28 protein-coding genes, 3 tRNA genes and 1 other annotated feature are annotated in these 25,981 nt (G+C 28.3%); of the genes, 5 read left to right on the top strand and 26 right to left on the bottom strand.

Going from position 1 to position 25,981, the window contains the following annotated elements; all coding sequences use genetic code 11:
* Nucleotides 1-20 precede the first annotated feature (20 nt).
* Entirely contained in the window at nucleotides 21-371 is a 351-nt protein-coding gene (locus tag OCV55_RS05210) for a hypothetical protein (RefSeq protein WP_032091361.1), read from the top strand.
* 9 nt (nucleotides 372-380) lie between these two features.
* Here OCV55_RS05210 and greA read toward each other — a convergent pair whose 3' ends face one another.
* The 16 genes from greA to OCV55_RS05130 form a co-directional block, all read right to left on the bottom strand.
* On the bottom strand, nucleotides 381-866 hold the full coding sequence (gene greA / locus OCV55_RS05205) for a transcription elongation factor GreA (RefSeq protein ID WP_022001124.1): 486 nt from the start codon (nucleotides 864-866) through the stop codon (nucleotides 381-383).
* A 59-nt stretch (nucleotides 867-925) separates the two neighbouring features.
* Nucleotides 926-1,387 (bottom strand): DUF4234 domain-containing protein, encoded by a 462-nt coding sequence (locus OCV55_RS05200; RefSeq protein WP_147580088.1) that lies wholly within the window; start codon nucleotides 1,385-1,387, stop codon nucleotides 926-928.
* A gap of 3 nt (nucleotides 1,388-1,390) precedes the next feature.
* Entirely contained in the window at nucleotides 1,391-2,020 is a 630-nt protein-coding gene (udk, locus tag OCV55_RS05195; RefSeq protein ID WP_022001126.1) for a uridine kinase, read from the bottom strand.
* Nucleotides 2,010-3,263: a peptidase U32 family protein gene (locus OCV55_RS05190; RefSeq protein WP_032091362.1), complete on the bottom strand. Its 1,254-nt coding sequence runs from the start codon at nucleotides 3,261-3,263 to the stop codon at nucleotides 2,010-2,012. Before OCV55_RS05190 ends, udk begins: the two co-directional genes overlap by 11 nt.
* On the bottom strand, nucleotides 3,250-4,182 hold the full coding sequence (locus OCV55_RS05185) for a peptidase U32 family protein (protein WP_032091363.1): 933 nt from the start codon (nucleotides 4,180-4,182) through the stop codon (nucleotides 3,250-3,252). Before OCV55_RS05185 ends, OCV55_RS05190 begins: the two co-directional genes overlap by 14 nt.
* Nucleotides 4,183-4,187: 5 nt before the next feature.
* On the bottom strand, nucleotides 4,188-4,778 hold the full coding sequence (locus OCV55_RS05180) for an O-methyltransferase (protein WP_032091364.1): 591 nt from the start codon (nucleotides 4,776-4,778) through the stop codon (nucleotides 4,188-4,190).
* Nucleotide 4,779: 1 nt separating this feature from the next.
* On the bottom strand, nucleotides 4,780-5,850 hold the full coding sequence (mltG, locus tag OCV55_RS05175) for an endolytic transglycosylase MltG (RefSeq protein ID WP_147580007.1): 1,071 nt from the start codon (nucleotides 5,848-5,850) through the stop codon (nucleotides 4,780-4,782).
* 77 nt (nucleotides 5,851-5,927) lie between these two features.
* On the bottom strand, nucleotides 5,928-7,031 hold the full coding sequence (locus tag OCV55_RS05170) for a lactonase family protein (protein WP_119363209.1): 1,104 nt from the start codon (nucleotides 7,029-7,031) through the stop codon (nucleotides 5,928-5,930).
* Between the two features lie 83 nt (nucleotides 7,032-7,114).
* A complete protein-coding gene (locus OCV55_RS05165) occupies nucleotides 7,115-7,408 on the bottom strand; it encodes a DUF1292 domain-containing protein (RefSeq protein ID WP_052011100.1) in 294 nt (97 codons plus the stop codon).
* A gap of 3 nt (nucleotides 7,409-7,411) precedes the next feature.
* Nucleotides 7,412-7,831, bottom strand: coding sequence for a Holliday junction resolvase RuvX (ruvX, locus tag OCV55_RS05160; RefSeq protein WP_119363208.1), 420 nt, complete (start codon nucleotides 7,829-7,831; stop codon nucleotides 7,412-7,414).
* Complete coding sequence (locus OCV55_RS05155) at nucleotides 7,831-8,085, bottom strand: IreB family regulatory phosphoprotein (protein ID WP_022001134.1); 255 nt, start codon at nucleotides 8,083-8,085, stop codon at nucleotides 7,831-7,833. Before OCV55_RS05155 ends, ruvX begins: the two co-directional genes overlap by 1 nt.
* Before the next feature lie 51 nt (nucleotides 8,086-8,136).
* On the bottom strand, nucleotides 8,137-10,743 hold the full coding sequence (gene alaS, locus OCV55_RS05150; RefSeq protein ID WP_147580006.1) for an alanine--tRNA ligase: 2,607 nt from the start codon (nucleotides 10,741-10,743) through the stop codon (nucleotides 8,137-8,139).
* Nucleotides 10,744-10,783: 40 nt separating this feature from the next.
* Nucleotides 10,784-10,978 (bottom strand) — a binding site (T-box leader).
* A gap of 186 nt (nucleotides 10,979-11,164) precedes the next feature.
* Nucleotides 11,165-13,414, bottom strand: coding sequence for an SF1B family DNA helicase RecD2 (gene recD2 / locus OCV55_RS05145; protein WP_147580005.1), 2,250 nt, complete (start codon nucleotides 13,412-13,414; stop codon nucleotides 11,165-11,167).
* Nucleotides 13,414-14,547, bottom strand: coding sequence for a tRNA 2-thiouridine(34) synthase MnmA (gene mnmA, locus OCV55_RS05140; protein ID WP_147580004.1), 1,134 nt, complete (start codon nucleotides 14,545-14,547; stop codon nucleotides 13,414-13,416). The genes recD2 and mnmA overlap by 1 nt, the downstream gene beginning before the upstream one ends.
* Before the next feature lie 91 nt (nucleotides 14,548-14,638).
* Complete coding sequence (locus OCV55_RS05135) at nucleotides 14,639-15,556, bottom strand: ROK family protein (RefSeq protein WP_147580003.1); 918 nt, start codon at nucleotides 15,554-15,556, stop codon at nucleotides 14,639-14,641.
* A 48-nt stretch (nucleotides 15,557-15,604) separates the two neighbouring features.
* Nucleotides 15,605-16,585, bottom strand: a complete 981-nt coding sequence (locus OCV55_RS05130) for an RluA family pseudouridine synthase (RefSeq protein WP_147580002.1) — start codon at nucleotides 16,583-16,585, stop codon at nucleotides 15,605-15,607.
* Between the two features lie 253 nt (nucleotides 16,586-16,838).
* Between OCV55_RS05130 and OCV55_RS05125 the strand changes: the two genes are divergently transcribed.
* A complete protein-coding gene (locus tag OCV55_RS05125) occupies nucleotides 16,839-17,372 on the top strand; it encodes an NUDIX hydrolase (protein WP_117347116.1) in 534 nt (177 codons plus the stop codon).
* A gap of 31 nt (nucleotides 17,373-17,403) precedes the next feature.
* On the opposite strand, the gene OCV55_RS05120 is transcribed toward OCV55_RS05125, so the two are convergent.
* The 5 genes from OCV55_RS05120 to OCV55_RS05100 all read right to left on the bottom strand — a co-directional run bounded on the left by OCV55_RS05120 (nucleotide 17,404) and on the right by OCV55_RS05100 (nucleotide 19,773).
* Nucleotides 17,404-17,480: transfer RNA gene (locus OCV55_RS05120), tRNA-Asp, on the bottom strand.
* An 8-nt stretch (nucleotides 17,481-17,488) separates the two neighbouring features.
* A tRNA-Ser gene (locus tag OCV55_RS05115) sits at nucleotides 17,489-17,579 on the bottom strand.
* 74 nt (nucleotides 17,580-17,653) lie between these two features.
* Nucleotides 17,654-19,135, bottom strand: a complete 1,482-nt coding sequence (locus OCV55_RS05110; protein ID WP_147580001.1) for an HAD hydrolase-like protein — start codon at nucleotides 19,133-19,135, stop codon at nucleotides 17,654-17,656.
* A gap of 246 nt (nucleotides 19,136-19,381) precedes the next feature.
* Nucleotides 19,382-19,457 (bottom strand) — tRNA-Lys (locus tag OCV55_RS05105).
* Between the two features lie 58 nt (nucleotides 19,458-19,515).
* Nucleotides 19,516-19,773, bottom strand: coding sequence for a hypothetical protein (locus OCV55_RS05100; protein WP_032091374.1), 258 nt, complete (start codon nucleotides 19,771-19,773; stop codon nucleotides 19,516-19,518).
* 100 nt (nucleotides 19,774-19,873) lie between these two features.
* On the opposite strand from OCV55_RS05100, the gene OCV55_RS05095 reads away from it, so the two are divergent.
* Both OCV55_RS05095 and OCV55_RS05090 read left to right on the top strand, forming a co-directional pair.
* Entirely contained in the window at nucleotides 19,874-20,071 is a 198-nt protein-coding gene (locus OCV55_RS05095; protein WP_022001144.1) for a helix-turn-helix domain-containing protein, read from the top strand.
* Nucleotides 20,072-20,146: 75 nt separating this feature from the next.
* Entirely contained in the window at nucleotides 20,147-20,863 is a 717-nt protein-coding gene (locus OCV55_RS05090) for a peptidoglycan recognition protein family protein (RefSeq protein ID WP_147580000.1), read from the top strand.
* 19 nt (nucleotides 20,864-20,882) lie between these two features.
* On the opposite strand, the gene OCV55_RS05085 is transcribed toward OCV55_RS05090, so the two are convergent.
* Genes OCV55_RS05085 through OCV55_RS05075 form a run of 3 tightly spaced genes read right to left on the bottom strand, consistent with a single transcriptional unit; the run spans nucleotide 20,883 to nucleotide 22,895 of the window.
* Nucleotides 20,883-21,617, bottom strand: coding sequence for a CPBP family intramembrane glutamic endopeptidase (locus tag OCV55_RS05085; RefSeq protein WP_267309822.1), 735 nt, complete (start codon nucleotides 21,615-21,617; stop codon nucleotides 20,883-20,885).
* 14 nt (nucleotides 21,618-21,631) lie between these two features.
* On the bottom strand, nucleotides 21,632-22,507 hold the full coding sequence (locus OCV55_RS05080) for a DUF975 family protein (protein ID WP_175300723.1): 876 nt from the start codon (nucleotides 22,505-22,507) through the stop codon (nucleotides 21,632-21,634).
* Between the two features lie 52 nt (nucleotides 22,508-22,559).
* A complete protein-coding gene (locus tag OCV55_RS05075) occupies nucleotides 22,560-22,895 on the bottom strand; it encodes a type II toxin-antitoxin system PemK/MazF family toxin (RefSeq protein WP_022001148.1) in 336 nt (111 codons plus the stop codon).
* 115 nt (nucleotides 22,896-23,010) lie between these two features.
* Between OCV55_RS05075 and OCV55_RS05070 the strand changes: the two genes are divergently transcribed.
* The gene (locus tag OCV55_RS05070) at nucleotides 23,011-23,661 is read left to right on the top strand and encodes an HAD family hydrolase (RefSeq protein ID WP_147579997.1); all 651 of its coding nucleotides are present in this window, start codon (nucleotides 23,011-23,013) and stop codon (nucleotides 23,659-23,661) included.
* Here the strand turns inward: OCV55_RS05070 and OCV55_RS05065 are convergent, their stop codons facing one another.
* Both OCV55_RS05065 and OCV55_RS05060 read right to left on the bottom strand, forming a co-directional pair.
* Nucleotides 23,662-24,762, bottom strand: coding sequence for a CDP-glycerol glycerophosphotransferase family protein (locus tag OCV55_RS05065; RefSeq protein ID WP_147579996.1), 1,101 nt, complete (start codon nucleotides 24,760-24,762; stop codon nucleotides 23,662-23,664).
* Nucleotides 24,763-24,770: 8 nt separating this feature from the next.
* Nucleotides 24,771-25,949, bottom strand: coding sequence for a CDP-glycerol glycerophosphotransferase family protein (locus OCV55_RS05060; protein ID WP_264472079.1), 1,179 nt, complete (start codon nucleotides 25,947-25,949; stop codon nucleotides 24,771-24,773).
* Nucleotides 25,950-25,981 lie beyond the last annotated feature (32 nt).

The raw sequence follows: 25,981 nt of genomic DNA, 5'->3' as shown, positions 1-25,981 counted from the left end.
TTCTCTATTAGGAGGTTTCTATGAAAAGAAAGTTAATGCCTTATTTATTATCTTATGCATTTTTATTTGTAAGTTATTTAATCATTAGTTTTATTATGGCTATTCTTTTTTCTTTTATGCATGTTTCATCTTTTATTTATCAATTACTGATTACTTTTTTTAGTTATCTTATCTTAGTTGTTTTCACTTTTATTTTTTATAAAATGGTAAAAGAAAAGCCATTGATCCACGGAATGACCCTTTCAATGACTTATTTAATTATTCAATTTATATTTCATTTAAAAGATATAAATATTCAAATTTTAATAAAACCTTTATTTGTTTTTATTATTTATTATTTACTTTATTATATAAAGAAAAAACAACAATAACTTGTTGTTTTATGCAGTAAATTCAATATCTACAATTTTTACATCATATGCTTCAGCAACCCCAACAGTCACGATTTCATTAACTCCATGACCAATAAGTGCTTTAGCAAGTGGTGATTCATTTGAAATCTTACCATTAACAGGATCAGTTTCGAAAGAACCTACAATTGTATATTTTTCTTCTTCAGGATCATCTAAAGATAAATCTAAAATTGTAACTGTTGTCCCAGGTTTAACAACATTTAAATCCATTTGTTCTTCAGAAATGATTTCTGCATTTTGAAGCATATATTCAATTTCTTTAATTCTTTGTTCGATTTGAGCTTGTTTATCTCTAGCTGCATCATAATCAGCGTTTTCTGATAAGTCACCTTGAGAACGAGCTAATTGTAATTCTTCAATGACTCTAGGTCTTTCAACATTAATTAAATTATCTCTTTCTTCTTCAAGTTTTTCTACACCAGATTTCGTAAGTAATACTTTATCTTTATCCATTTTAAGTCACCTCGTAATCAATAATATAGCATATTTATATCTAAATATCTAGTCTATTTTTATGAATCATAAGCATATTTATTCAAATCATTTTGAATAAGTGCTCTTGCTACAATATTTAATCCAAATATTCCTAAAATCAAATAAACAAGAGCACGATAACTATCTACCATTTCTCCTTGATAAGTTTGAAAATCACTTAATCTCTCTCCAACTTTATACAACCAATAAAGTTCATATAAACCTAAAGTAATAATACTTAAAATCAAGACTTTAAAACCTGAAGAATCTTCTTCTTCAGTAAGTGTATTGACATCACTAGCAAGACAATAAAGCCAATAAAGTCCATAAATTCCAAACGTAACAATTGATAAAATAATACACATTGGAATACTACGTCTAGAAATTGCATAATCTACTCTTTGTTGATTAAATTCATATTCATTAAATGTTTTCGTTCCACAATAAGGGCAATAACGTTCTCCATCTTTAATTTTTCGACCACAATTTGTACAATACATCTTTTACTCCTTAGCATCAATAACACTTGAAATCTTAGTAATTAAAAGATCGATGGCTACTGTATTATTTCCCCCTTCAGGGATAATGATATGTGCATATTTTTTTGAAGGTTCAACGAATTGTTCATGCATTGGTCTTACTGTTTCTAAATATTGATTACATACTGAATCAATAGAACGTCCTCTTTCTTCAATATCACGTTTTAAACGACGAATAAAACGAATATCAGCATCTGTATCTACAAAGACAAGAATATCACATAAATCTCTAATTTTTTCATCATATAAAACAAATAATCCTTCTAAAATATAAACATCTCTTGGTGTAATTGTTTCAACAACATCACTTCTTGTATGTTGAGTATAATCATATGTAGGTTTAGAAATTGATTTTCCTTCTTTTAATTGTTTTAATTGTTCTACAAGTAAATCATTATCAAAAGCAAAAGGATGATCGTAGTTTGTTTTAACTCTTTCTTCAAAAGAAAGATGACTTTGATCTTTATAATAATCATCTTGTTTGATAATACATGTTGTATGACTTCCTTTAAAAAATTCATACACTTGTCTAGAAATAGATGTCTTTCCTGAAGCACTTCCTCCAGCAATACCAATAATAATACTATTTTTCATTTGTTAAAACCTTCCTTCCCATATCAAATTCAGACAATGGTTGCTCACATTTTAAATAAAGAATTTCCATTGGATGATTTGCTACTTCAACTGATTCTCTATCTTCATTATATATTTCTTTAACTTCAATTAAAACATTTTCATGATGTGGTGAGAAAAATTCAATTCGATCTCCCACTTTAAAATAATTTCTTTGTTCAATCATAACTTCATGTTTATCTACATCATAACTTAATACACGCGCACAAAAATCTTGTGTAGGATGCTCATCTCTTTGATTATAGAGTTGATAATCACTGTTTGGAACATCTTTAAAGAAGCCTGTACATAAAGCGCGATTGGCTGCCTTTTCAATTTCTTTTCGATAACCATTTTTATCAAAGTTTTCAGGATCATCACAATACGTATCAATCAATTTACGATAAGTAGATACAACAGTTGCAATATAATGCAATGACTTCATTCTTCCTTCTATCTTAAAAGAATCAATCCCTAATTCAATAAGTTTAGGTAATTCATCTACTAAAGACATATCTTTACTTGACATACTAAAAGGAACAATTTCATCATGATTTAACTGTTGATCTTTTTCAAAAATATCATAATACCATCGACAAGATTGCGAACATCCTCCACGATTGGCATCTCTTCTTGAAAAATAATTAGATAACATACATCTTCCAGAATAATGGATACACATAGCTCCATGAATGAAATACTCTAAATCAATATCAACCTTTTCTCTTACTTCTTTTAGATCTTGATAATCTACTTCTCTTGCAAAAACGACACGGTCAACACCTAAATTTTCATAAAAACGAATCGCACTGGTATTCATAGTAGATAGTTGAGTAGAAACATGGACTTCTAATTTTAAATGCAATTTTTTTGCTAAAGACATAATATAAGGATCTGCTACAATAATTGCATCTACTCCAATTTCATCTAGCTTTAAAAGATATTCTTCTAATCCCTTTAAATTGTCTTCATGTAAAATAATATTACATGTTACATGGATAGCTGCATGATGTGTATGGGCAAATTCTACAGCTTCTTGAATGTCTTCTAAAGAAAAGTTAGAAGCACTTGAGCGTAAAGAAAACTCTTTTCCACCTATAAAAACTGCATCTGCACCATATAAAATAGCTACTTTTAGTTTTTCTAAATTACCTGCTGGCGCAAGTAACTCTGGCTTTTTAACAATGACTCTTTTTCCATTAATAACTTGACTAACTTCTCTCATTTTCTTCTCTCTTTCTTACATCAGAAATTTTATAAACAGTTGAATCAAATAAAAAACTATGGTAGTAATGAACATTTGGTGTTAAACGATAAAGTAATTGCATCAACTCTATTGATTCTTTACTGTATGTTTGATTTTTAATTGCTTCTATAGCTTGTATATAAAGATGTGTAATTTCTAATAAATCTGTTTCATTTATATATTGACCATCAATATATAAATAATCAAAATCATTGAATTGATTAAGAACATCTAGTGCACACATTTGATTAGTTGAAGTGATGTGGGTTCCATATTGATCTTCATAAATATGACAATGGTCCTCTACACCATTGGCTTTGATTTCAATTTGTGCCTCTTTATCTACATTAAAATCAAGATGTGTATACTCTTTATAATTAGACAATAACTTTCTTTTTGAATAAGCCATATATTCAACCCCATGTACTTGAACCATTGTTTTTAATTTACAATTTTGTCCAATCATTTGTTTTTCTTTTAGCGGGATTTCTCTTGCTAGAAAAGCGCCATCTATTCCTTGTTCTTTTAAAACAGATAATGTGAGATGATTTGTATTTAATGTTTCTGGATCATAGATTTTTTCAAATGAATATCCTTTTTCATTACAAATTTGTAAAACTCCAAAATCTTGAAAAATAATCCCATCTATTTGACATTCATTTAATTTATCTAAATGATTCTTTAAATCATCTAAATATTTTTGTTCAACTAACGCATTAACTAAAACAAATAAACGAATCATTGGATATTTTTCCTTTATTTCTTTTAATTCTATATAATCAACTGTTAAAGCTTGTCGACATGAAAATTGATTTGTTCCTACAATAAAATCATGGACACCTAAATCCAAATAATCATAAAGATATGATAAACTATTTATATTAATTATTAATGACACTTATTTCACTTCCTTTTTATTACACAAATTCCATCACCTACACCATAATAAGTGACTTGATATTCTTCATGATTGAAAATCCAATCTTTAAATCTTTTAATTTTTTTAACAAGTTGTTTTGTGTTTCTATTTTTAATATGATCAATATCAAAAATCATCCCATGAAAATCTAAATTATCAACAATGCAAATTCCATTTTTTTGAACTAAAGGCATGTATTTTTCAAAGAATTTTTGATATTGTGCTTTCGCTGCATCAATAAATAAACAATCAAATTCTTGGTATTTTAAATCATTGATATCAAATGTTAATGCATCATCATGGTGGATTTCTATTTGATCTTCTAATTGTTGTTCTTTAATGTTTTGAATAGCTTCAAGATAACGTGCATCATCTAATTCAATTGTTTCAACTACAAAATCATCTATATTTGAAACCATCATCATTGCTGAATAACCAATGGCACTGCCAATTTCAAGACAGCGATGACATTGATGTTCATTGAATGTTTGTATTAAAAATTCCAAACCCTCTTTTTCCATGACTGGAATATTTCTTTCTCTTGCACTTTTTTCTATTTCATCAAAATACTTCATTTTAATACCACTTATTACTATTTACATTTGCTTGATGTTCTTGATATGTTTTCGCATATAAAACTTTTCCATCTTGTGTTGCAAAGAAATAATAATACTCACTTTCCTTATAATTTAAAACATTTTTTATAATTCCTGTTGAAATTGAACTAATAGGACCAACAGGTAAACCATTATATTTATATGTATTATATTTTGTATCTTTATTTAAATCTGTATGTTTAACATCAATTTTTACTTCTTGATTTCCATAATTAACAGTGACATCACATTGTAATGGCATTTGTTTATTTAAACGATTAATTAAAACACCACAAACAAGTTGCCTATCTTCGTCATTGACTGGTGATTCTCTTTGAACAATAGATGATAATGTCATAAATTGGTGAACTGTTAATGGTTGTGAGTTCACTTTAAAATCTAATATTTGTGTTTTATATTTTTCTAGATGTTTTTGTGTTTGATCTAACATCATTTTTGTAATACTTTCAATCGTATCTTCTTGTGTTAGAAAATAAGTTTCTGGTGCTAAATATCCTTCCAATGGATAATAAATACCATCACTTAAAATATCATCTGTTAAAAACCAATATTTTTTAATTAACTTTTGAAGATATGTTTGATCTGTCCATTTTTGAATGATCTCATTATAATCTATTCCTGTTTGTTTAGAAATAATAGAAGCATATTCAGGAATTGTTTGTCCATCTAAAACTGTTATTTTAGTATTAGAAATATATTTTTTATCTTTTCCTTCAATTGCTTTAAAAATTGTTTTTAAATCCATTTTTTTATTTAAAATATAAACATTACTTTTAAAATCATGTTGATTCATTTTTAAATATATTTTGGCACATGTAAAACTTTTTATAAGTTTATTTTTATCTAATATTTTAATAATATCATTTCCACTACTACCTTTAGGAATAGTGACGATCACTTCCTTATTTTTAGAAGACGTAGCCTTGATTCCTTGCTTATAATATACAAAACTTCCAATAAATAAAACAACAATAAAAATAATAATACCTAATACTATTTTAATCTTCATATCTAATTTCTTTTTTTCCATGTTGAGTCCTCACCTTGTATCATTATATGTTATTTTTTGTCGATATTCAACCAAAGAAAAAAGGCAAATAAATTGCCTTAGAAATTATTAATAAATGGTGTTAAGCAAACAGGTTCATTTACCATACAGCTATATTCAGTTTCATAAACTTGTCCACCTTTTTCCTTACCAAAACGATAAGATTCAACAATTCCACCTTTTTGACAAGCCACAACGATCCATTCATTTCCTTCTTCATTATAAACAAGCATATCTACTGGATCATAAGAAGTATCTTCAAAGTCAATATATGTAAGAGTTCCATCTTCATTGACTTCGAACAACACAAGAGAATCATGTCCTTTATTAATTGCATATAAATGACTATCATCACTATTAAATTTAATATCACTTAAAGAACTTACAAGTTCAGGATCATCATCTTTTGGATAACTATCGATTGTTTGAATTAATTCAAAGTTTAAATGATCATATTTATAAACACAAATTGTGCTGTTTAATTCATTCATTACATAAGCACGATCACCTTTTTGATTAAAAATCATTTTTTTAGGACCACAACCTGGTTCTAATTGTAATGTATGTACATTATCTAATGTTAATGTTCCATCTTCACCAACATCAAAGAAACATACTTGATCTAACCCTAAACAAACAACATAAAGTTTATCTTCATCTGGTAAAAAACTCACATATGTAGGATATGGTTGTGCTTGTTTAACAGGATCTTTTCCACTTCCATTCAACTTAAAATGAGAAATACATTTTACAAGTTTTTTCTTAATAATAGAAATTACCGAAATTTCACTATTAAAATAATCAACACAGAATACTTTATCAGCAGTTTCTACATCACCATTTGCACAAGCATGCACATATGTCTTTCCTTTATCTGTCACACGTGAAGCAAGTGCTAATGTTTCAGCAGTTGCTGCATAAGAACAAATTCCTCCATCATCTACAGAACCTGTTCTATTCCTATAAGTAATACATGAAAAGCGTCCATAATTGAATGCATAAACTGGATCCGTTGGTGTTACAAAATATTTTTTAAATATCAACTCTCCATTTTCCACATCGATTTGAAATGTATAGATTCCTCTTGTTTGTTTATTTCCTAAAGAATTAGCAAAAAAACCTTTCGTAATTCTTCTTTTTCCTCCAAATAAATTAAATGCCATTTCTTTCACCTCATTGATTATTCTAATTTCCTTCTATGAACTGTTCATGTCTAAAAAAGGAAAAAGCTAATTTTCATTAGCTTTTATGAATTACAATCTTCATCTTCTCCTTCACAATATTCAGTTTCATCTTCATCTTCTTCTGAAACAAATGATTGGAAAACTTCTTCAACTAATTCCCATTCTTCAGGAGTTTCAATTGGAAATAGTCCACCTTCATCATCAAAGATTGCTGCTTGTGCTTCTGGTTCATCTTTTTCAGGATCGAAGTAAACAACATATTGATGTCCATTTTCTTCATTTTCAAATGTAAATAAAATTTCATACTCTACTTCGTTTCCTAATTCATCAGTTACAACAATTGTATTTTCATCCATAACTTATCCTCTATCTAAGTAACCTTGTAAAATAGCAACTGCCGCCATTTTATCAATTACCTGTTTTCTTTTCTTTCTTGATACATCCGCAAAAAGAAGTTGATTTTCAGCAACTACCGTTGTTAATCTCTCGTCAACTAAAATCACATTGATTCCTTCAATCATTTCTTCTAATTGTTTTTTAAATTCAATTGAAATTTGTCCTCTTTCACCAATATCACCATTCATATGTTTTGGTAAACCTAAAACAATCGTTTCAATATCATTTTCTTCAACAATTTCTTTAACATGTTTTGCACATGTCAAATAATCATCAGGTTTAAAACGAAACGTTTCAACACCATGAGCAATCATTCCTAGAATGTCTGACATGGCAATACCACAAGTTCTAGACCCTAAATCAAGACCTAATACTTTTTTCATTATTCTTTCTCCAAATAAGATTTTACTAATTCTTCAATAATTTCATCTCTTTCAACTTGTTGAATAATATTTCTTGCATTTTTATGAGAAGAGATGTATGCAGGATCATTAGATATGAGATAACCCGCGATTTGATGTACAGCATTGTATCCTCTTTCATTTAAAGCATTGATAACTGTTTTAAGATTACTGCGTATCATTTCTCTACGCATATCTTCTGAACTAAATACTCTTGTTTTTGTTAAATCTTCCATCTAACTCACCCTCTTTTCTATAATATATATTATACCTTATACTGTATTAAATTACAAAATATTTTTTAAAGCACCTTTGATTTTAGAAATATTATCATTGATAGCACATCCACCTTGAGCAAAGTCAGGTTTTCCACCACCACGACCGTCAACAACTTCATTGATTGCTTTAATGATATTTCCTGCTTTATATTGACCAACTAAATCTTTTGACACAGAAACAAAGTACGAACATTTTTCTTCATATTTTGAAACTAAAACAACGATTCCACTTTCTAATTGGTCTCTAAAATCAAATGTTAATTGTTTTGCTTTGGCATTTTCTAATTGTTCTTCAACATAAAGAACTTTAACTCCATTGATTTCTTCAATATCATTTGCTTTTGAAGCGGCTTGAATTGCATTTAATTTAGCTGATAATTGTTCAACTTCTACTTTAGCTTCTTTTAATTCCTCTTTTAATGCTTCTACTTTGTTTACAACATCTTTTCTATTTTTAAGATTTAATGTTGAAGCAATTGTATCTACTGTTTCTTTTTCATGAACCATTGCATTATAGGCAGCTAAACCGCTTTGTGCCACAATACGTCTAATTCCACTACCTACAGATTCTTCACTCACGATTTTAAATAAACCAATTTCAGAACTGTTTGAAACATGGCAACCACCACATAATTCAATAGAGTAATCTCCAATGTTGACAACACGAACAACATCTCCGTATTTTTCATCAAATAAAGCCATTGCCCCTGATGCTAAAGCTTCTTCTTTTGTCATATTTTCAATAACAACAGGACGTCCTTCAAAAACAATTTGATTAACTTTTTCTTCAATTTCTTTTAATAATTCAGCAGAAATTTTTTCAAAATGAGTAAAGTCAAATCTTAAAACTTTATCATCAACATAAGAACCTGCTTGGCTGATATGATCACCTAAAGTTTCTTGTAAAGCTTTTTGTAAAATATGTGTTGCACTATGGTTTGCTGTAATTTGACGACGTTTTTGTTGATCAATTGATAATGTAAAAGTATCACCTAAATGAATAGCTCCTTCTTTTACTTCAACAAAATGCATATGTTGTTTATTTGGTGCATTTAAAGTATTAACAACATTTGCATGTGTTGTCTCATTATCTAATGATCCAGTATCACCACATTGTCCACCCATTTCTGCGTAGAATGGAGTTGTATCAAAGATAACTTCTCCTTTATCAGTGATTTCATCTGTTTTAACACCATCTTTGAATAATCCAATAACTTTTCCTTGGATTGGTGTAGGATCATAAACAAATGTAGAAGGTTCAACAAAAGCCATTAAATCAGGTTTTTGACTTGCCATTGATTCATTGTTATCACGTGATGCACGAGATCTTTCTTGTTGAATTTTTAATTCTTCTTTAAATTCTTCTTCATTAACTGTTAAATTTGATTCTTCAGCGATTTCTAATGTTAATTCAAATGGGAAACCATATGTATCATAAAGTTTGAAAGCATCTTTTCCACTGATTTCTCCATTTTCATTTTTATCAATTAATGATTTTAATAATTTTTCACCATTTAATAATGTTTTATGGAAAGCTTCTTCTTCTTTTTTTACCATTGTTGAAATAAAATCTTGTTTTTCTGGTAAATAATCATAGAAATCTTTCATCATATCACAAACTAATGGTACTAGATCATACATAAATGCTTTTTCAATACCAATTTGTTTACCATAACGAACAGCACGTCTTAAAATACGTCTTAAAACATACCCTCTACCAGCATTATCAAACATTGCTCCATCAGCTAAAGCAAAAGTTACAGTACGAATATGGTCAGCAATAACACGGTAAGCCATTTTATTTTCTTCATAAGAAACATTGGCTAATTTTTCAGTAGCATGAATGATTGGTAAGAATAAATCAGTATCAAAGTTTGTTTCTCCACCTTGAATAATACTTACTAATCTTTCAAGTCCCATACCAGTATCAATATTTTTTTGTGGAAGTTCTTTATATTCTTTACGATCAATCGCTGGATTACAATCATATTGAGAGAAAACAACGTTCCATACTTCAATATAACGATCATTTTCCATTTCTTCGAAGAATAATTTTTCTCCTAAACCTTCAGGATCATATTTTTCTCCACGGTCATAGAAAATTTCTGAGTCAGGACCACCTGGACCTTCTCCAATTTCCCAGAAGTTTTCATATGTTTTTAAAATATGACTTGGATCTACATGACATACTTCTGTCCAAATACGATAAGCATCTTCATCATCTGTATAAACAGTAACATATAATTTTTCTTTATCAAAACCAATCCATTCTGGACTTGTTAAAAATTCCCAAGCAAATGGAATCGCTTCTTCTTTGAAATAATCTCCAATTGAGAAGTTTCCTAACATTTCAAAGAAAGTATGATGTCTTGCTGTTTTACCAACATTTTCAATATCGTTTGTACGAATTGATTTTTGTGCATTCGCAATACGATTACATGCTGGTTTTTCACTACCATCAAAATATTTTTTTAGTGCAGCAACTCCTGCATTGATCCATAATAAAGTTGGATCGTTATGAGGAATAAGTGATGCACCTGGTTCGATCATATGTCCTTTAGATTTGAAATAATCCAAGAACATTTGTCTAACTTGATTTCCTGTTAATTGTTTCATTTCTTTTCTCCTTTTTTGACAATATAAAAAGCCGTCCTTATCTAGGAACGACTTTATCGCGGTACCATCCTAGTTCATGTAAAAATACATGCCCTTAATTAAACTTTAACGCAGTTCTACGGTAATCATTAATTACTCTCCAAAGTAGCTTTCCTATATATCCTATAAACATTTTCACCCACCATGTTCTCTCTAAAATATTCTATATAGTACTGATCTTTTTCAACGATTTATTTGCATTATACACGAAATACAAAAGTATTTCAATATCTTACATTTTTTCTTTAATTGTTTCCATAACATGGCAACCACATTCAGTTTCACTAAATAGAAGTGCTAATGATGTAAGAGTTAATGCCATAATAATATTATTGCGTTTCATTTTATCACCTCTATTTGAGTATGTCTTTATTTTATAAAATTATACAGTTTCATCATCATTTAAAAAATCTGTAATATTTTGTTTAAGTTCTTGATTATATGAAGATTCTTCATATGTTTCAACATTTTTATTTTGATTGATTTTACTTACTAATGTTGTTTTTCTTTTACTATCAGAAATATTTTTTATACCATAAAGAAAAGCTTGTGGATTACCTAAAATAAATAAAGCTTGTTTAGCTCTTGTTAGACCTGTATAAATCAAATTTCTTTTAAGCATAATATAATAATCATTTAAAACAGGCATAATAACAATTTTAAACTCATTTCCTTGAGCTTTATGAATTGACATACAATAAGCCAATGTAAAAGTCATAAAATCTTTTGATGTATATTCGACTAAATTACCATCATAATCAACAATAAGCGTATCTTCTAAATATTCAAAACCATCTTTACGGTTAATTTCAACTAAAACACCTATATCACCATTATAAATATCATCATCTGGTCTATTCTTTAACTGTAAGATCTTATCTCCTTCTCGATAAACTTTCTGTCCAATACGATATTCTTCTTGATGATTCTTAGGATTAAAAATTTCCTGTAAAGCCAAATTTAAAGCATTGATTCCTGCAACACCTTGATAAATTGGTGCTAAAACTTGTATATCATTTTGATCATAGCCATTTTCTATTGCTTTTTTTACAATTGTTGTCACATTTTTAATAATTTCAAAATTGGTACTATTATAAAAATGAATATCTTTATATTGTTCAAACAATGATAAATCATTCACTTCTTGATGAATTAATTGATGTGCCAATTGCACAATTCCTGAATCTTTTGATTGACGATAAATCTCATCCAATTCAATAACTTTTAATTGACTTTCAATAAAATCTTTTAAAACATTTCCTGGTGCTACTGAAGGAAGTTGATGATAATCACCAATAAACAACACTTTATGAACACGTCTGCTTGCATCAAACAATTTAGATAAAAGTAAGCTATCAACCATCGAAAACTCATCAATAATTAAAACTTGACTACTTAAAGGATTATTTCGATTCATCGCAAATGAATTTTTATGTAAATCCCATTTAAGTTCTCGATGAATCGTACAAGCATCCAAACCTGTTAATTCACTTAATCTTTTCGCTGCTCTTCCTGTAGGTGCTACCAGAGAAATTGCATCTTCTGGATAAAGTGTTCGATAGATTTGAATCAGCGCTTTAACAACCGTTGTTTTCCCCGTTCCTGGTCCTCCGGTTAAAATCATCATTGGATATTTTAAAAAGTATTCGATTGCTTCTTTTTGTTTTGTTGAATAGACAATACCAAATTTATCCTGATAGTTATCAAGCAGTCTTTCTAATTCATTTTCATCATAAAATTCTTCTGGATAATCATTTATTTTGTGTAAAAAATTTGCAATGATTTCTTCACTTTCATAAAGCTCTTCATCATAATAATATTCTCCTTCTTTGATGACTCTTCCTTCTTCTACTAAAGTATTGAGATATTCATCAAAAACCTCATCATCAATATGATAAATAATTTTATGAAAAGCTTTTTTTATTTCATCATAAAGTACATATGTACTTCCTGATGAAAAACAACTTTGTTTAATACTATAAATAACCCCTGCTTTTAAACGATCTGGGTTATCTAAAGTTCCTCCTGTTTTTAAAGCAAGTTCATCTGCTGTTTTAAAACCAATACCATCAATGTCTTCTACTAATTGATATGGATGATTTTGTAAAATTTCTAATGTTTTTTCTTTATAAGTTTCTTGAATAATACCAATATGCCTTAAAGAAATACCATGTCCCATAAAGAATTGTGTGACTTCTTGATCATAATCATTAGAAGTCAATACTTCATAAATAAGTTCTCTTTTAGCCACTGTCATTCCTTTAACTAAATCTAAATGATGTTTATCTTCTTTGATTAAAGAAAGTGTATTTTCTCCTAATGCATCAACAATGTATTTTGCTTGTGTAGGACCAATTCCCTTAAATAAGGGACTTGATAAATATTTAATAATTTCTTCTTCATCTGTACTTAAAACTATTTCATAATGATCCAACTTAAATTGTTGACCATATTTAGGATGAATTTCAAAATCACCATAAAAAGCATATTTATCATAATCATTAAAATTTGACATATAACCATTCATGGTCAAAAGTTCCTGATCTTCCTCTACTTCTAATAATGCAACTATATAATGAGAAGATTCGCTATAATAGCGAATCTTTCTAATATATCCTGTATATTTTAACATTATAGATATTCAATCTCTTTTCCGTCTTTATAGACTTTTTCAATCGTTCCTCCACCTAAACAAACATCTCCATCGTAGAAAACAGCTGCTTGTCCTGGAGTTACAGATTTAACAGGTTGATCGAATTCTAATTTTACAGTATTTTCATCAATAAAAGTGAGAGTTACTGGATTATCTTTTTGACGATATCTAAACTTTGTATTACATTTAATAGCTTCTTGAGGTTTAATACTTGGTATCCAGTTAACATCTGTAATTAAAGCACCTGTAGACATTAACCAATCATTTTGGTCACCTTGACAAATATATAAAATATTTCGATCATAGTTTTTCCCAACAACAAACCAAGCGTCACCTGAACCACCAATACCTAAACCTTTTCTTTGACCAATCGTATAGTACATAATTCCAATATGATCACCAATCACTTTACCAGTTTGAATATCAACCATCTTTCCAGGTTTTGCTGGAATATAATTTTGTAAGAATTGTTTAAAGTCTCTTTCTCCAATAAAACAAATTCCTGTACTATCTTTTTTATGAGCTACCGGTAAATCTAATTCTTCAGCAATTTTTCTAACTTTTTGTTTTGTAATATTTCCTAAAGGAAATAAAGAAGCTTGTAATTGTTTTTGATTAAGTTGACATAAAAAGTATGTTTGATCTTTATTTTGATCAATTCCTTTTAACATCACTGAATCTTTACCTTCATGATGTTCAACACGCGCATAATGTCCTGTTGCGATAAAATCTGCATTAAGTTCTTCAGCGTATTCTAAAAACGCTTTGAATTTAATATGTTTGTTACATAAAATATCAGGATTTGGTGTTCTTCCTTTAGCATATTCATCAATAAAATACGTAAAAACTTTATCCCAATATTCTTTAATAAAATCGACTCTTCTAATTTCTATTCCAAGATGTTTAGCTACTGCTTTAGCATCATTATAATCTTGTTCTTGAGGACAAATATCGTTATCATTTGTGGGATTACCTAAAATATCATTATTTAATTGGCTATCCCAGTTTCGCATAAATACGCCAATAACTTCATATCCTTGTTGTTTAAGTAAATAAGCTGCTACAGCAGAGTCAACACCTCCACTTAATCCTAAAACGACTCTTTTTTTCATAATCGTCCTCCTTCTCGTGTATTATATCAAAAACAAAATCAAAGTAAAACAGTAAGACACAATAACAGCCCCTTAAAGGGGCTATTTCTTATTAATCTAATTGAGACATTGGTAACATGGCAGCACCGATTGCACCACAATCATCAATTTCTTTAAATAATAGAGGAATATGATTTCTCATACCTACATGAATTTTACTATTAAATCTTTTTTCAAGTTCATCCCAGAAATAAGCTTTAGATTTGAAAACTCCTCCACCTAATACAAAACAATGTGGATCTACAGTATGAGCAACATTAGCAAGTAATGTCGAGAAACCATCAATAAATTCTTCAGCAATTTTTTGACAAGCTTCATCTCCTTCAGCAGCTAATTTGAAAACATCACCTGCATGTTTTACTAAATCGCCTTTAGCTTCTTTTCCTTTTCTTGTAAGAGCAGTACCAGAAATTTCTCCTTCAACAGCTCCTGGATTTAAAGCACCTTGTTTATAACCACCTGGTACAAGAATCATGTTTCCAATTTCACCAGCGTGACCTCTACCACCAGATACTAATTTTTTATCAACAACAAATGCTCCACCAACACCAGTTGAACAAGTAATAAAATAATTTGTTTTATAATCTTTTCCTGCACCTAATATAGCTTCCGCTAAACCTGCAACATTGGCATCATTATCAATAAAAGTTGGTAATCCAAATTTTGCTTTTAATTTATGACAAATTGGATAGTTTTCAAATCCTGGTAAGTTACTTGCCATAATCATGATACCAAGTTCTGTATCTACTGGCCCTGGAGCACCAATTCCAATACCTTCAACACCTTGCAAACCACCACATACAGATGTATCTAATGATTCGATTTGTTTTATTATCTTATCACATACATAATCCGGACCATTTTCACATTCAGTAGGTCCTTTAACTTCACTATAAGATTCACCATTTTCATCTACTAATAGTGTTCTTACATTTGTTCCACCTAAATCGATACCGATATAATATTTCATTCTATTTCCTCCTAAAACTATAGCTAAATTATACAATAAAATATGTATTTAGAGAACGCTTTCAAATAAACTTTTTTCAATTTTTTTAAATTGTGTTGGCTTAGGACAAATAATTTTTTTCCCTTTTAGATAACTAAGTGAACCAAACGGATCAACAAAATTAATTTTATAGGCATGTAAAAGTTGATTATTTAATCCAAATTGTTGTTTCATTTGTTTATTTAAAGCAAAATCACCATATTTACGATCACCTATAACCGGATGATCAATACTTGATAAATGTATTCTTATTTGATGCATTCTTCCTGTAATAATTTTAACTTCAACTAAAGAAAAATCATTTGTAGTTCTGATTGGCTTTACAATTGTTTTCATCATTAGAGCATCTTTATCATCTTTTTTAACAAAACGTACACGATCTTCATTATCTATCTTTTTAACATATCCTACGAGTTCTTGTTGTTTAGTAAGCTTTCCTTTACAAATCGTCATATATGATTTTTCAATATGATGTCGTTTTTTCATCATTTCATTTAAATCCTGCAAAGCAGCTAAAGTCTTTCCAAAAATAACGATCCCACTTGTATTACGATCTAAACGATGGACTGGTCCTGGAGTAAAGGTACTCTCTCTGCCTACATCCAATTCACCTTTTTCTTTTAAATAACTTAAAACTTGATGAGAAAGCGTATTTACATTTTCTTTAGCATCCCCATGAACTAATAAACCTACTGGTTTATCAACAATTAAAATATTTTGATCTTCATATAATACTTTAAATTCTCTTTTTAAATCATAAATATCTTTTTCTTTTGTAAATTCATTAAATTTATCATCATAAAGGAACATTTCTAAAATATCATCTTTTTGTAGAATATATTTTTCATTTACTTTTTTACCATTAATTTTAATATCTTTTTTTCTAAACATCTTATATATAAAATTACTAGGTGCATTACATAATAATTTTTTTAAATATTTATCGATTCTTTGATTTGCATCATTTTCTTTAATTACTATTTTTTTCATTTCTATCACCAACGTCATTATAACATAGACTAAGCTAAAGTTATCTTTTATTTTTATGAAACCCTTTACATTAAAAATAAACGTGTTATAATATATTTGTTAAGTGAAACGCATTCACTCTAACATCCCCCTATTATCATCCTTACGTAAATAATAGATGAAAAAAAAGTATGCACCCCCGCATACTTTTTTTATTTTATTCATTTCAAAATAACGTATAATAGAATTATAAAATATAAACGAGGTAAAAAAGATGGAAAAAAAAGTTAAAAGTGAAATAATCTACGATGGAAAAATCATCAAAGTCTATAAAGATCAGGTAGAATGTCCCAACAAAAGGCTCGCAACAAGAGAAATCGTAAGACATCATGGCGGTGTAGGTATTTTAGCAGTCGTCGATGATTGTATCTTGCTCGTCAAACAATTTAGATATGCCTACAATAAAGATACTTTAGAAATTCCTGCTGGTAAATTAGAATTAGGTGAAGAAGCTGGACCTGCCGGTAAAAGAGAATTGGAAGAAGAAACTGGTTATAGTTGTAAATCCATGGAACTTATTAATGAAATATATCCAACAACAGGATATTGTGATGAAGTTATTCATTTATATGAAGCAAAAGGTCTATTTAAAGTTGAAAATCCCCTTGAAGGAGATGAAGATGAATTTATAGACGTTATCTCTATGCCAATAGATGAAGCCTATAAAAAAATCATGAATAATGAAATCCATGATTCTAAAACAATCATTGCTATTATGAAAGCATACAATGATAAATATATAAAATAAAAACTGCTGTATAAGCAGTTTATTTTTTATTTGGCGGTCTGGACGGGACTCGAACCCGCGACCTCCGCCGTGACAGGGCGGCATTCTAACCAACTGAACTACCAGACCAAATAAAATGGCGGAGACAGAGGGATTTGAACCCTCGCGCCAGTTTCCCGACCTACACCCTTAGCAGGGGCGCCTCTTCAGCCTCTTGAGTATGTCTCCATCACATCAGTGCCCATTTATAATATCATCTAATTTTACATTTGTAAATAGTTTTTTAAAAAAAAGACTAATTTTTAGTCTTTTTTCAACATTTGAACAATTTTCTTAATTAAAGTTATTAAAATAAAATTTGAAATAATAGCCAATAACGCAATTACTGCCATTGATGATAGCGATGAATTATGATAAACAAACATTTTATATGATGGTATTACACTTATAAAACTATGTAAAATATCAAACAACACACCAAAAATAAAATTTATAATTCCTACATAACCATCGATTATCATATTGATAATTTGTGAAAGTTTAGAAGAATTTCCTTGAAATAAAATTTGTACAATTAAAGCAAAAAATACAATAATAACCGAAATCAATAAATTATAAACAACATCAATTACTTTATTTAACCAATGTTCTTGTTCTATCGTATTATTTTTATTTTCTTCATTTGTTTTATTCTCTTCATGACTTTTTTCATCTACGGCATCTCCATTTATAATATCCATTAATTCACTCATTCTTTGGGGATCCAAAGAAGAGGCCTTAGAAAATAGAAACGTATCATCATGTTCATCAGGTAAAATTTCATCTTCTTGCTCTTGTTCTAAAACAACATCATTAAATTTATCATGAACCTCTTGAACATTATCATTTTGTTCATCATCAAATGAAAATCTCTTTGTTTCTTGTTTTTCTAACTCATTAATTAAAAATTGTTTTGATAAGATTTCATTGAAATAATCATATGTTCTATTAACCAATGCAATTAATTGCTCATCATCTTTATATTTATCCAATAATTGATTTCGAGTATGTGTCAAAGTTTCTAAATCCATTTGTGCATTCATTCCAAGAAGCGGTGAAAACAATTCCACAGAATCATACTTAGAAAATAAAAACATATTCATAATTTCTAAATGATTTTTAGTCGTTTTATAAACACTGGCCTTTATCTTATCACTGGCTGGCACTAAATCTGGCATGTAAATAACATTTGCAAGTAAATGATTAGCCGCTTCAACCATTGATTCAAAATTAGCAACCACCATTGTATGAGAAGGATCAATGTTCATTTGTTGACATGTCACCTCTAAAACATCCACTTCAGGTAAAGGTTTAAGTCGTGAATCTCCACCAATTAAAAAATCAATTTTTTCATAGATCTTTGCAAGTTGTAAATACTGAATAGCTCTTTTTGTTTTATGAGTCGTATATACTGCAATCTTGATATCTTTTTGTTTACAATATTGAATCAACTCATCAACGCCTTCTCTTTTAATATTAGGTTTTAATTTAATATATTCAAATAAATCCTTTTCAACCATTCTATTAAAATCTTTAGCAGAAATATAATCAGACAGTAAAGAATGATCATACATCGTATTCATATTTCCAAGCATTTTAGAAAAATCTTCACGAGTAGCAACTTTATGATAGGTTTCACATGTACTTCGATAATAATTATATCTTAGTCTATTGAGATCTAATAAGCCACCATCTAACGTAAAAATAATCAATTTTATATTTTCACATGTTTGACTATAAAACATAAAATCACCCTCCCTTTTGTAATTATAGCATACATTTTATTAAATATATGATAAAAAAATGTAGAACTTTCACTTAGAATTACATTTTTTTCATTAAATATTTTGTTATAAGATTATATTTCATTTTTTTGCACACTTTTAGTTCAACCTAATATGCCCTAGTTTAACCAAGCAAAGTTTCTAAAACAAGATATAAAAAAAGCTCAAACCTCTAGTAAAACCTAGTGTTTAAGCCATTTTATCAATTGGTCTCCCCGCACGGTCTCGAACCGTGGACCCTCTGATTAAGAGTCAGATGCTCTACCAACTGAGCTACGGAGAGATAACAATGATATTCTAATACAATCTATTTTTAAAATCAAGGAAAATCATTAAATTTCTTAAAAATCTATTGAAATATAAAAATGATTTTCTTTTTTATATACTGTAATAACTTCTTGATTATAAAACTTCTTTAAACTAATTAGATTATGAAACCAATCATCATTTGAATTATATTGAAAAAGAATATTTTGTTTTGTATCTACAATAATAAAATCATAAAAACTAAAATGTTGTAATAGATTTCTTAAAGTAATTTTTTCATCAAAAGCATCTGTTGATATTTCACCAATCCCTTTTAAAGTATACATTGCCATTTTTGATCACCTAAATCATATTATACGTTATTGTGTATATGTTCACAATATTTTTGCAAGAATAATTCTATATAATTATACATATAAGGAGGACATAACAATGATTGATTATTCACCGTTATGGCATACAATGGAAGAAAAGCAGATTTCTCAATATGTTCTTCTAAAAAGTGGTATTGATCATAAAACTTTAGACAGATTAAAAAAGAATAGTAATATTACAGCTCTCACTCTTGAAAAATTATGTTTGATTCTTGATTGTCAACCTAATGATGTAATTACCTTTGTACAAAAATAGTTTTAATAAACTATTTTTTATTTTACCTATATCATCTTATTTCTTAAGCATATAAGTACTATAGGGAGGTGAACTATGCAAATCATTCGTAAAAAATACAACTGGGCTTCTCCATTGTTCAAAAGAAATAAAACAAATAAAATTATTTTGCATCATGCACAAGCAAAAACATGTAGTGTAGAAGATATCCATCAGTGGCATTTAAAAAAAGGTTGGAGTGGAATTGGATATCATTTCTTAGTAAGAAAAGATGGTACGATTTATCAAGGTAGACCTGAAGATACAATCGGAGCGCATGCTAAAGGTGCAAATCATGATTCAATCGGTATTTGTGCTGAAGGAGATTTCATGAAAGAAGAAATGAATCCTTTACAACTCAATGCTTTAATTGATTTAGTTTCTTATATAAAAAATAAATATCACATTTCTAGCATTAAAAGACATAAAGATGTTGCTTCTACAGATTGCCCAGGAACCCATTTTCCATTTTCTACAATTATTTCTTCAAATCATATTGTTTTAGAAGATACTTGGTTGCAACGTTTAAATCAAGAAATTAAAAAACAAGGTTTTCGCATGTATCCTACTGTTAAAAGAGATGCCCAAGGAAAAATTACAAGACTCATTCAAGAACGCCTTAACTTTTTAGGATTCAACTTAAAAATTGATGGTATCTTTGGTATCAATACCGAAAAAGCTGTTAAGAAATTTCAAAATAATAGAAATTTAAAAGTAGATGGCATCGTTGGTAAAAAAACATGGTCTTATCTAATAAAAGGTATAAAAGTATAAAAAACTCCTATACGGAGTTTTACATAAAAACTAATAATATAATGGCAACCAAATTATTGATCATATGCATTAAAATAGGTACACAAATTGTTTTTCTTTTTTCATAAGCATAGGAAAAAGCAAACCCCATTCCACCATAGGAAAGCAAATAAATTAGTTGCGATAGATCACCAGCAAATAAAGCAGAATAAATGTGTAAAAAGCCAAATAAGAATGAACTTGCAAAAATAGCTAACCATTTACTTTTATCTCTAAGACTTCTAAAAACAAGTCCTCTAAATAAAAGTTCTTCTAATATAGGTGCTAAAACAACCGATTGAAAAGCCATCAATAAGGCACCATTATTTAGATAATCTTCAAATAATAATTGATTGGCAGAATCATTTGATCCTCCACCCAATACAAAATTAATAATCATATTAGCAACAATTGAAATTCCATAAATCATTACAATACCAATTGTAATAGAATAAACAAAATTATCTGTAAAATGTTCCTTAAATCTTTTTATATTATCTATCAAAAAATCTTTTAAAAGCCATACAACCAAAACAAAACTCAATAATGAACAAATCAAATTTAAGTAGATTCCTAAAACTGTCGTATCTCTTGTAATATTTGTATACTTTAATAAAAGATAAATACCAAAATTAGCAAACCTTGGTATGACATATAAATATAACGGAAATAAAAGAATAAATCCAATTGCTTTTTGTTTTCCATTAATCTTTCCTGCAAAGCTTTCAGTCATCATAAACATCCCTTCAACTATAGCTCAACACTATTTTTATCTGCATAATCTAATTCTTCATAGAAAACAGCAAAACATGTATTAAGCTTTACATCATAAAAATAAGCACTAAAGAAAGTAGAAACAACCCCTGTTATAAATGTTGCTAAAAAAGGAATAGGCATAATCGTTTCTACAAACATTGCCACAACGCCTGAAACCAAACCAGCCAAAATCATCCATCCAAAGAAAGAAAATTCTAATTTAAACAAAGTCCATTTATTTCCTTTCATTAAGCGACTGGATTCTTTTAAGGCTGTTAATCCAGTATAATTATATTTTTGTAAAATGTAGTTAAATAATCCAAATTTTAATGATAAATAAACAGATAAAATCGAAATAATAATTACGAGTATAAAAACAAATGAAAACACATTTGATAATGAAGCAACAATATTAACAATTTCATCTTGAGAAATCGTTGATTTATTAACATACATTAAAACAAGTTGAGATAAATTTGAAAATTGTGCATCTGTAATCATTGTATACATCAAAAGCATTCCAATAACCCCTACAACAATACCCGCTAAGGCAACAACAACTCTATACAAAAAATATGTTGGAAAAAGTTGACCAAATCGTTTAATTCCTACAAGTGAATCTTCTTTTTCATCAACTAAATTTCCATTATTATTAACAACCTTTAAAGACGCTACAATAATTCCATGTCCCAAAGTAACTGTTAAAATACTTAAAATTAAACTTATAATACTTCCTAAAATGCCATCAAATAATCCTGATAAAGCCGAAAATAAAGCTTGAATAATACCAACATATAAAATAACCTTAAATAACTGATTAGGTTGTCTTAATACTTCATTTGCTTTATTTTTGATATCATATATATTCATTTCTTTCACCATCCTATAAAGGCATTATAACAAATATTATATTTGATGAAAACTATTTTAAATCCAAACTTGTTTTAATAGCCTCATTTACTTTCTTCATAAAATAATCATCTAAAGTACCTAATTTTTCTTGAAATCGAACTTTGTCAATCGTCCTTATTTGTTCAAGTAAAATAACAGATTTCTTTTCTAAAGAATCACAACGAATAATGACATGCGTGGGAATAGGATTTTTGGTGAGTTTTGACGAAATCGGGGCAACAATAACAGTTGTTGAAAATTTATTTCCTTTATTATTTTGTAATACTAAAACAGGTCTTATTCCACCCTGTTCACTTCCTATAACCGGTGAAAGATCAGCATAATAAATATCTCCCCTACTAATCATAAAATAACCTCCTATTGGATTTTATGAGTCGTTTTTCAAATTATGATAATCACTTCTTTAACACCTTGATTTATGCTATGATATATCACGAATAATAAAAAAAGGAGATACTAAAATGATTAAAGCAATAATATTTGATATGGATGGTTTAATGATTGATAGCGAAAGAGTGACTTTTGAATGTTATCAAGAAAGATTAAAAGATATGAATTTAACAATGGATGAAGAATTTTATAAAACATTATTAGGGAAACCTATTAAAGGAATCTATCAAAGATTTTATGATGTTTATGGAAATGATTTTCCTATTGACAATGTGATTCAAGATGTACATCAATTAATGGCTGAACGTTTTGAAACAGAAGGAGTTCCTGTAAAAAAAGGACTTGTTGAATTATTACATTATTTAAAAGATAATAATTATAAAACAATCGTTGCTACTTCAAGTAATCGTGATCGTGTAGATAAAATTTTAGCACAAGCTAAAATCACAGAATTCTTCGATGATTCTATTTGTGGTGACGAAGTTACTAAAGGAAAACCAAATCCTGAAGTTTTCTTAAAATCTTGTCAAAAACTTGGCGTTAATGTTGATGAAGCTATTGTTTTAGAAGATAGTGAAGCAGGAATTCAAGCAAGCTATGATGCAAACATCAAAGTAATTTGCATTCCTGATATGAAATATCCAGAAAAACAATATGAAGAAAAAACATTTAAAATTTTAAAAGATTTAACTGAAGTTACAGCGTATTTAAAAAGTCTCTAATTAAAGAGACTTTTTTAATATATCATAAATCAATTCAACAACACGTTTTGTATTTTTACCATCTTGATATTCAAAAAATATATTTTTAAAAGCTTCTAAATTTCCCACTTCATTCTTTTGTATTCCTTGAATCAACTCATCAATATTTTTACAAATCTTTCCTGGAAATAAATCTATATTTACATAACATCCAACATCTTTTAAATAATCATTTAAATCTGGAACATAAAAATACATTGTTTTATTTAAAATAGAATAATCAAAAACAATCGATGAAAAATCTGAAATCAAGAGATCACTTAAAGCAAACAATTCATGTGTATCTTCATTAAACATATCAATAATACGAGGGTGTTGCGGAAGACAAACATTTTTTAACAATGGATGTAATTTATAAATGAGATACGTATTTTCATCAAAAGAATTTATTAACTTTTCACCATCAAATGGAAGCATTGAAAAACCTTGGTAGATATTTCCCCTAAAAGTAGGAGCATATAAAATAATTTTTTTATCCTTCAAAATTGGATACTTAGCTAACAATTTATTTTTAGATGCTTTTAAATAATTATCATCAAATAAACAATCTACCCTTGGCATACCAGTAACAACCACATTTTCTTCTTTAACAGAAAAAGCTTCACTATACGGTTTTTTCCAATAAGAGCTATTTGCTATCACATAATCATAATTTTTAATTGGATATTTTCTAGCAAGTGCATTCCCAAATTTTTTTATCGCACCACAAGCATGCCATACTTGTATCACATTAACTCCTTCTCTTTTAAACGTCGAAACAACATAATTATTATCTCTTATAATAACCACTTTTGATGTATTAATTACAAAAAGCTGTTGAATACAATTAAGCATATATAAAAAGTTTTGTTTTATTCCTTGTTGATCATACTCAATAACAACTTTTTTGAGATTTAATTGTTTATCTTGTTTTAAAACATCATAAATCAATTTCATATCAGAATCTAAATATTTAGATTCCAAAGAAACAAAGGCAACTTGATTTTCTTTTATTTTAAATCTCTTAACAAAAATATTTAAAAATCCCAAAATAATATTTAATATTAATTTTTGTAATCCCATCTTAGCACCTACTTAAAAACAATATCAACTACTCGTTTAGAAGCTTTACCATCTTCATGATTATTAAAACGTTGATTAAACTTATCTAAACGTTGATAATCGTAACCTTTTTTAATTTCTTCTAATAGTTGATTTTCATCTTCAATAATATCTCCAGGTAAATCATGATAAACATCTAAATAAAAACCTCTTAATTCATCTCGATAATGAATCAAATCATACATATAAAAATAAATAGGTCTTTTTAAAATAGCATAATCAAAGAAAACACTTGAATAATCAGTAACTAAAGCATCTGCAATAATATATAAATTAGAAATATCTTCATTAGCTTCTACAAAATAAACAAATCCTTGATATTGATCAATATCAAAATCATTAACAATTAAATAATGAGGTTTAAATACAATAACATATTCATCCCCTAATATTTTTTGCCATTTATCAAAGTGAACTTCTAATTTAAAAGTATACCCTTTGGTTATATAAGAATTATCTCTCCACGTTGGTGCATAAAGAAGTACCTTTTTATCAAGAGGAATTCCTAATTTTTTCTTAATATTTAAAACATCTTCTTCTGTATAGTTTGTTAAAAAATCATTTCGCGGATAGCCAGTTTCAATTAATCTTTCTCTATTAATTCTAAAAGCACTTTGGAAAATCTCAGTTGTAAAAGCACTTGGAGAAATCATATAGTTATACTTTTTAACATCTTGTGCGTATGTTTCATGCATCATTTCTTCATTCATGCCACTTCGATAAAAAGTAGTTCCTTCAGGAACTTCTATATCAAAAGCCAATTTTTTAAGCGGTGTTCCATGCCATGTTTGTAAATATATTTGATTTTTCTTTTTTAAAACATACATTGGTAATTTACAATTAGCAATCCAATATTGACTTCTTGCAAGATAAAAGAAATAAGGAATTGAAAAATATTCAATCACTTTAGCATTTTCAATAGAAATGTTTTTCTTTTTATGGTGCTTAATAGCCCATATAAAACGATAATCTTTAAATTGATCTTGTTGTCTCATATATTCATAAATAGCTCTAGGATTATCACTATATCCCCTACCATGAAAAGCAATAAACAAGACTGTTTTTTTATGAGTTGGTATTAACTTATAAGTTATTCGATAAATAAACTTAATTGTTTTACCTAAGATATTTTTTATTAATCTAATCATTTTAAACCTCCTTATAAAAATAAGGGGTAACC

Origin of the sequence: [Clostridium] ammoniilyticum (assembly GCF_025566905.1) — a bacterium.
In the GTDB taxonomy this organism is placed as follows: Bacteria; Bacillota_I; Bacilli_A; order Erysipelotrichales; family Coprobacillaceae; genus Faecalibacillus; species Faecalibacillus intestinalis.
This window is presented reverse-complemented; position numbering and strand designations above follow the sequence as displayed.

What these genes read in the sequence shown, in the direction of transcription:
- OCV55_RS05075 (WP_022001148.1), bottom strand. Translation starts at nt 22,895, where the DNA reads ATGATTAGTAGGGGAGATATTTATTATGCTGATCTTTCACCGGTTATA.
- OCV55_RS05060 (WP_264472079.1), bottom strand. Translation starts at nt 25,949, where the DNA reads ATGATTAGATTAATAAAAAATATCTTAGGTAAAACAATTAAGTTTATT.
- mltG (WP_147580007.1), bottom strand. Translation starts at nt 5,850, where the DNA reads ATGGAAAAAAAGAAATTAGATATGAAGATTAAAATAGTATTAGGTATT.
- OCV55_RS05210 (WP_032091361.1), top strand. Translation starts at nt 21, where the DNA reads ATGAAAAGAAAGTTAATGCCTTATTTATTATCTTATGCATTTTTATTT.
- OCV55_RS05180 (WP_032091364.1), bottom strand. Translation starts at nt 4,778, where the DNA reads ATGAAGTATTTTGATGAAATAGAAAAAAGTGCAAGAGAAAGAAATATT.
- greA (WP_022001124.1), bottom strand. Translation starts at nt 866, where the DNA reads ATGGATAAAGATAAAGTATTACTTACGAAATCTGGTGTAGAAAAACTT.
- OCV55_RS05065 (WP_147579996.1), bottom strand. Translation starts at nt 24,762, where the DNA reads ATGGGATTACAAAAATTAATATTAAATATTATTTTGGGATTTTTAAAT.
- OCV55_RS05095 (WP_022001144.1), top strand. Translation starts at nt 19,874, where the DNA reads ATGATTGATTATTCACCGTTATGGCATACAATGGAAGAAAAGCAGATT.
- OCV55_RS05080 (WP_175300723.1), bottom strand. Translation starts at nt 22,507, where the DNA reads ATGAATATATATGATATCAAAAATAAAGCAAATGAAGTATTAAGACAA.
- OCV55_RS05200 (WP_147580088.1), bottom strand. Translation starts at nt 1,387, where the DNA reads ATGTATTGTACAAATTGTGGTCGAAAAATTAAAGATGGAGAACGTTAT.
- OCV55_RS05070 (WP_147579997.1), top strand. Translation starts at nt 23,011, where the DNA reads ATGATTAAAGCAATAATATTTGATATGGATGGTTTAATGATTGATAGC.
- OCV55_RS05130 (WP_147580002.1), bottom strand. Translation starts at nt 16,585, where the DNA reads ATGAAAAAAATAGTAATTAAAGAAAATGATGCAAATCAAAGAATCGAT.
- ruvX (WP_119363208.1), bottom strand. Translation starts at nt 7,831, where the DNA reads ATGAAAAAAGTATTAGGTCTTGATTTAGGGTCTAGAACTTGTGGTATT.
- udk (WP_022001126.1), bottom strand. Translation starts at nt 2,020, where the DNA reads ATGAAAAATAGTATTATTATTGGTATTGCTGGAGGAAGTGCTTCAGGA.
- OCV55_RS05170 (WP_119363209.1), bottom strand. Translation starts at nt 7,031, where the DNA reads ATGGCATTTAATTTATTTGGAGGAAAAAGAAGAATTACGAAAGGTTTT.
- OCV55_RS05085 (WP_267309822.1), bottom strand. Translation starts at nt 21,617, where the DNA reads ATGATGACTGAAAGCTTTGCAGGAAAGATTAATGGAAAACAAAAAGCA.
- OCV55_RS05165 (WP_052011100.1), bottom strand. Translation starts at nt 7,408, where the DNA reads ATGGATGAAAATACAATTGTTGTAACTGATGAATTAGGAAACGAAGTA.
- OCV55_RS05125 (WP_117347116.1), top strand. Translation starts at nt 16,839, where the DNA reads ATGGAAAAAAAAGTTAAAAGTGAAATAATCTACGATGGAAAAATCATC.
- mnmA (WP_147580004.1), bottom strand. Translation starts at nt 14,547, where the DNA reads ATGAAAAAAAGAGTCGTTTTAGGATTAAGTGGAGGTGTTGACTCTGCT.
- OCV55_RS05135 (WP_147580003.1), bottom strand. Translation starts at nt 15,556, where the DNA reads ATGAAATATTATATCGGTATCGATTTAGGTGGAACAAATGTAAGAACA.
- alaS (WP_147580006.1), bottom strand. Translation starts at nt 10,743, where the DNA reads ATGAAACAATTAACAGGAAATCAAGTTAGACAAATGTTCTTGGATTAT.
- OCV55_RS05100 (WP_032091374.1), bottom strand. Translation starts at nt 19,773, where the DNA reads ATGGCAATGTATACTTTAAAAGGGATTGGTGAAATATCAACAGATGCT.
- OCV55_RS05090 (WP_147580000.1), top strand. Translation starts at nt 20,147, where the DNA reads ATGCAAATCATTCGTAAAAAATACAACTGGGCTTCTCCATTGTTCAAA.
- OCV55_RS05155 (WP_022001134.1), bottom strand. Translation starts at nt 8,085, where the DNA reads ATGGAAGATTTAACAAAAACAAGAGTATTTAGTTCAGAAGATATGCGT.
- OCV55_RS05110 (WP_147580001.1), bottom strand. Translation starts at nt 19,135, where the DNA reads ATGTTTTATAGTCAAACATGTGAAAATATAAAATTGATTATTTTTACG.
- recD2 (WP_147580005.1), bottom strand. Translation starts at nt 13,414, where the DNA reads ATGTTAAAATATACAGGATATATTAGAAAGATTCGCTATTATAGCGAA.
- OCV55_RS05190 (WP_032091362.1), bottom strand. Translation starts at nt 3,263, where the DNA reads ATGAGAGAAGTTAGTCAAGTTATTAATGGAAAAAGAGTCATTGTTAAA.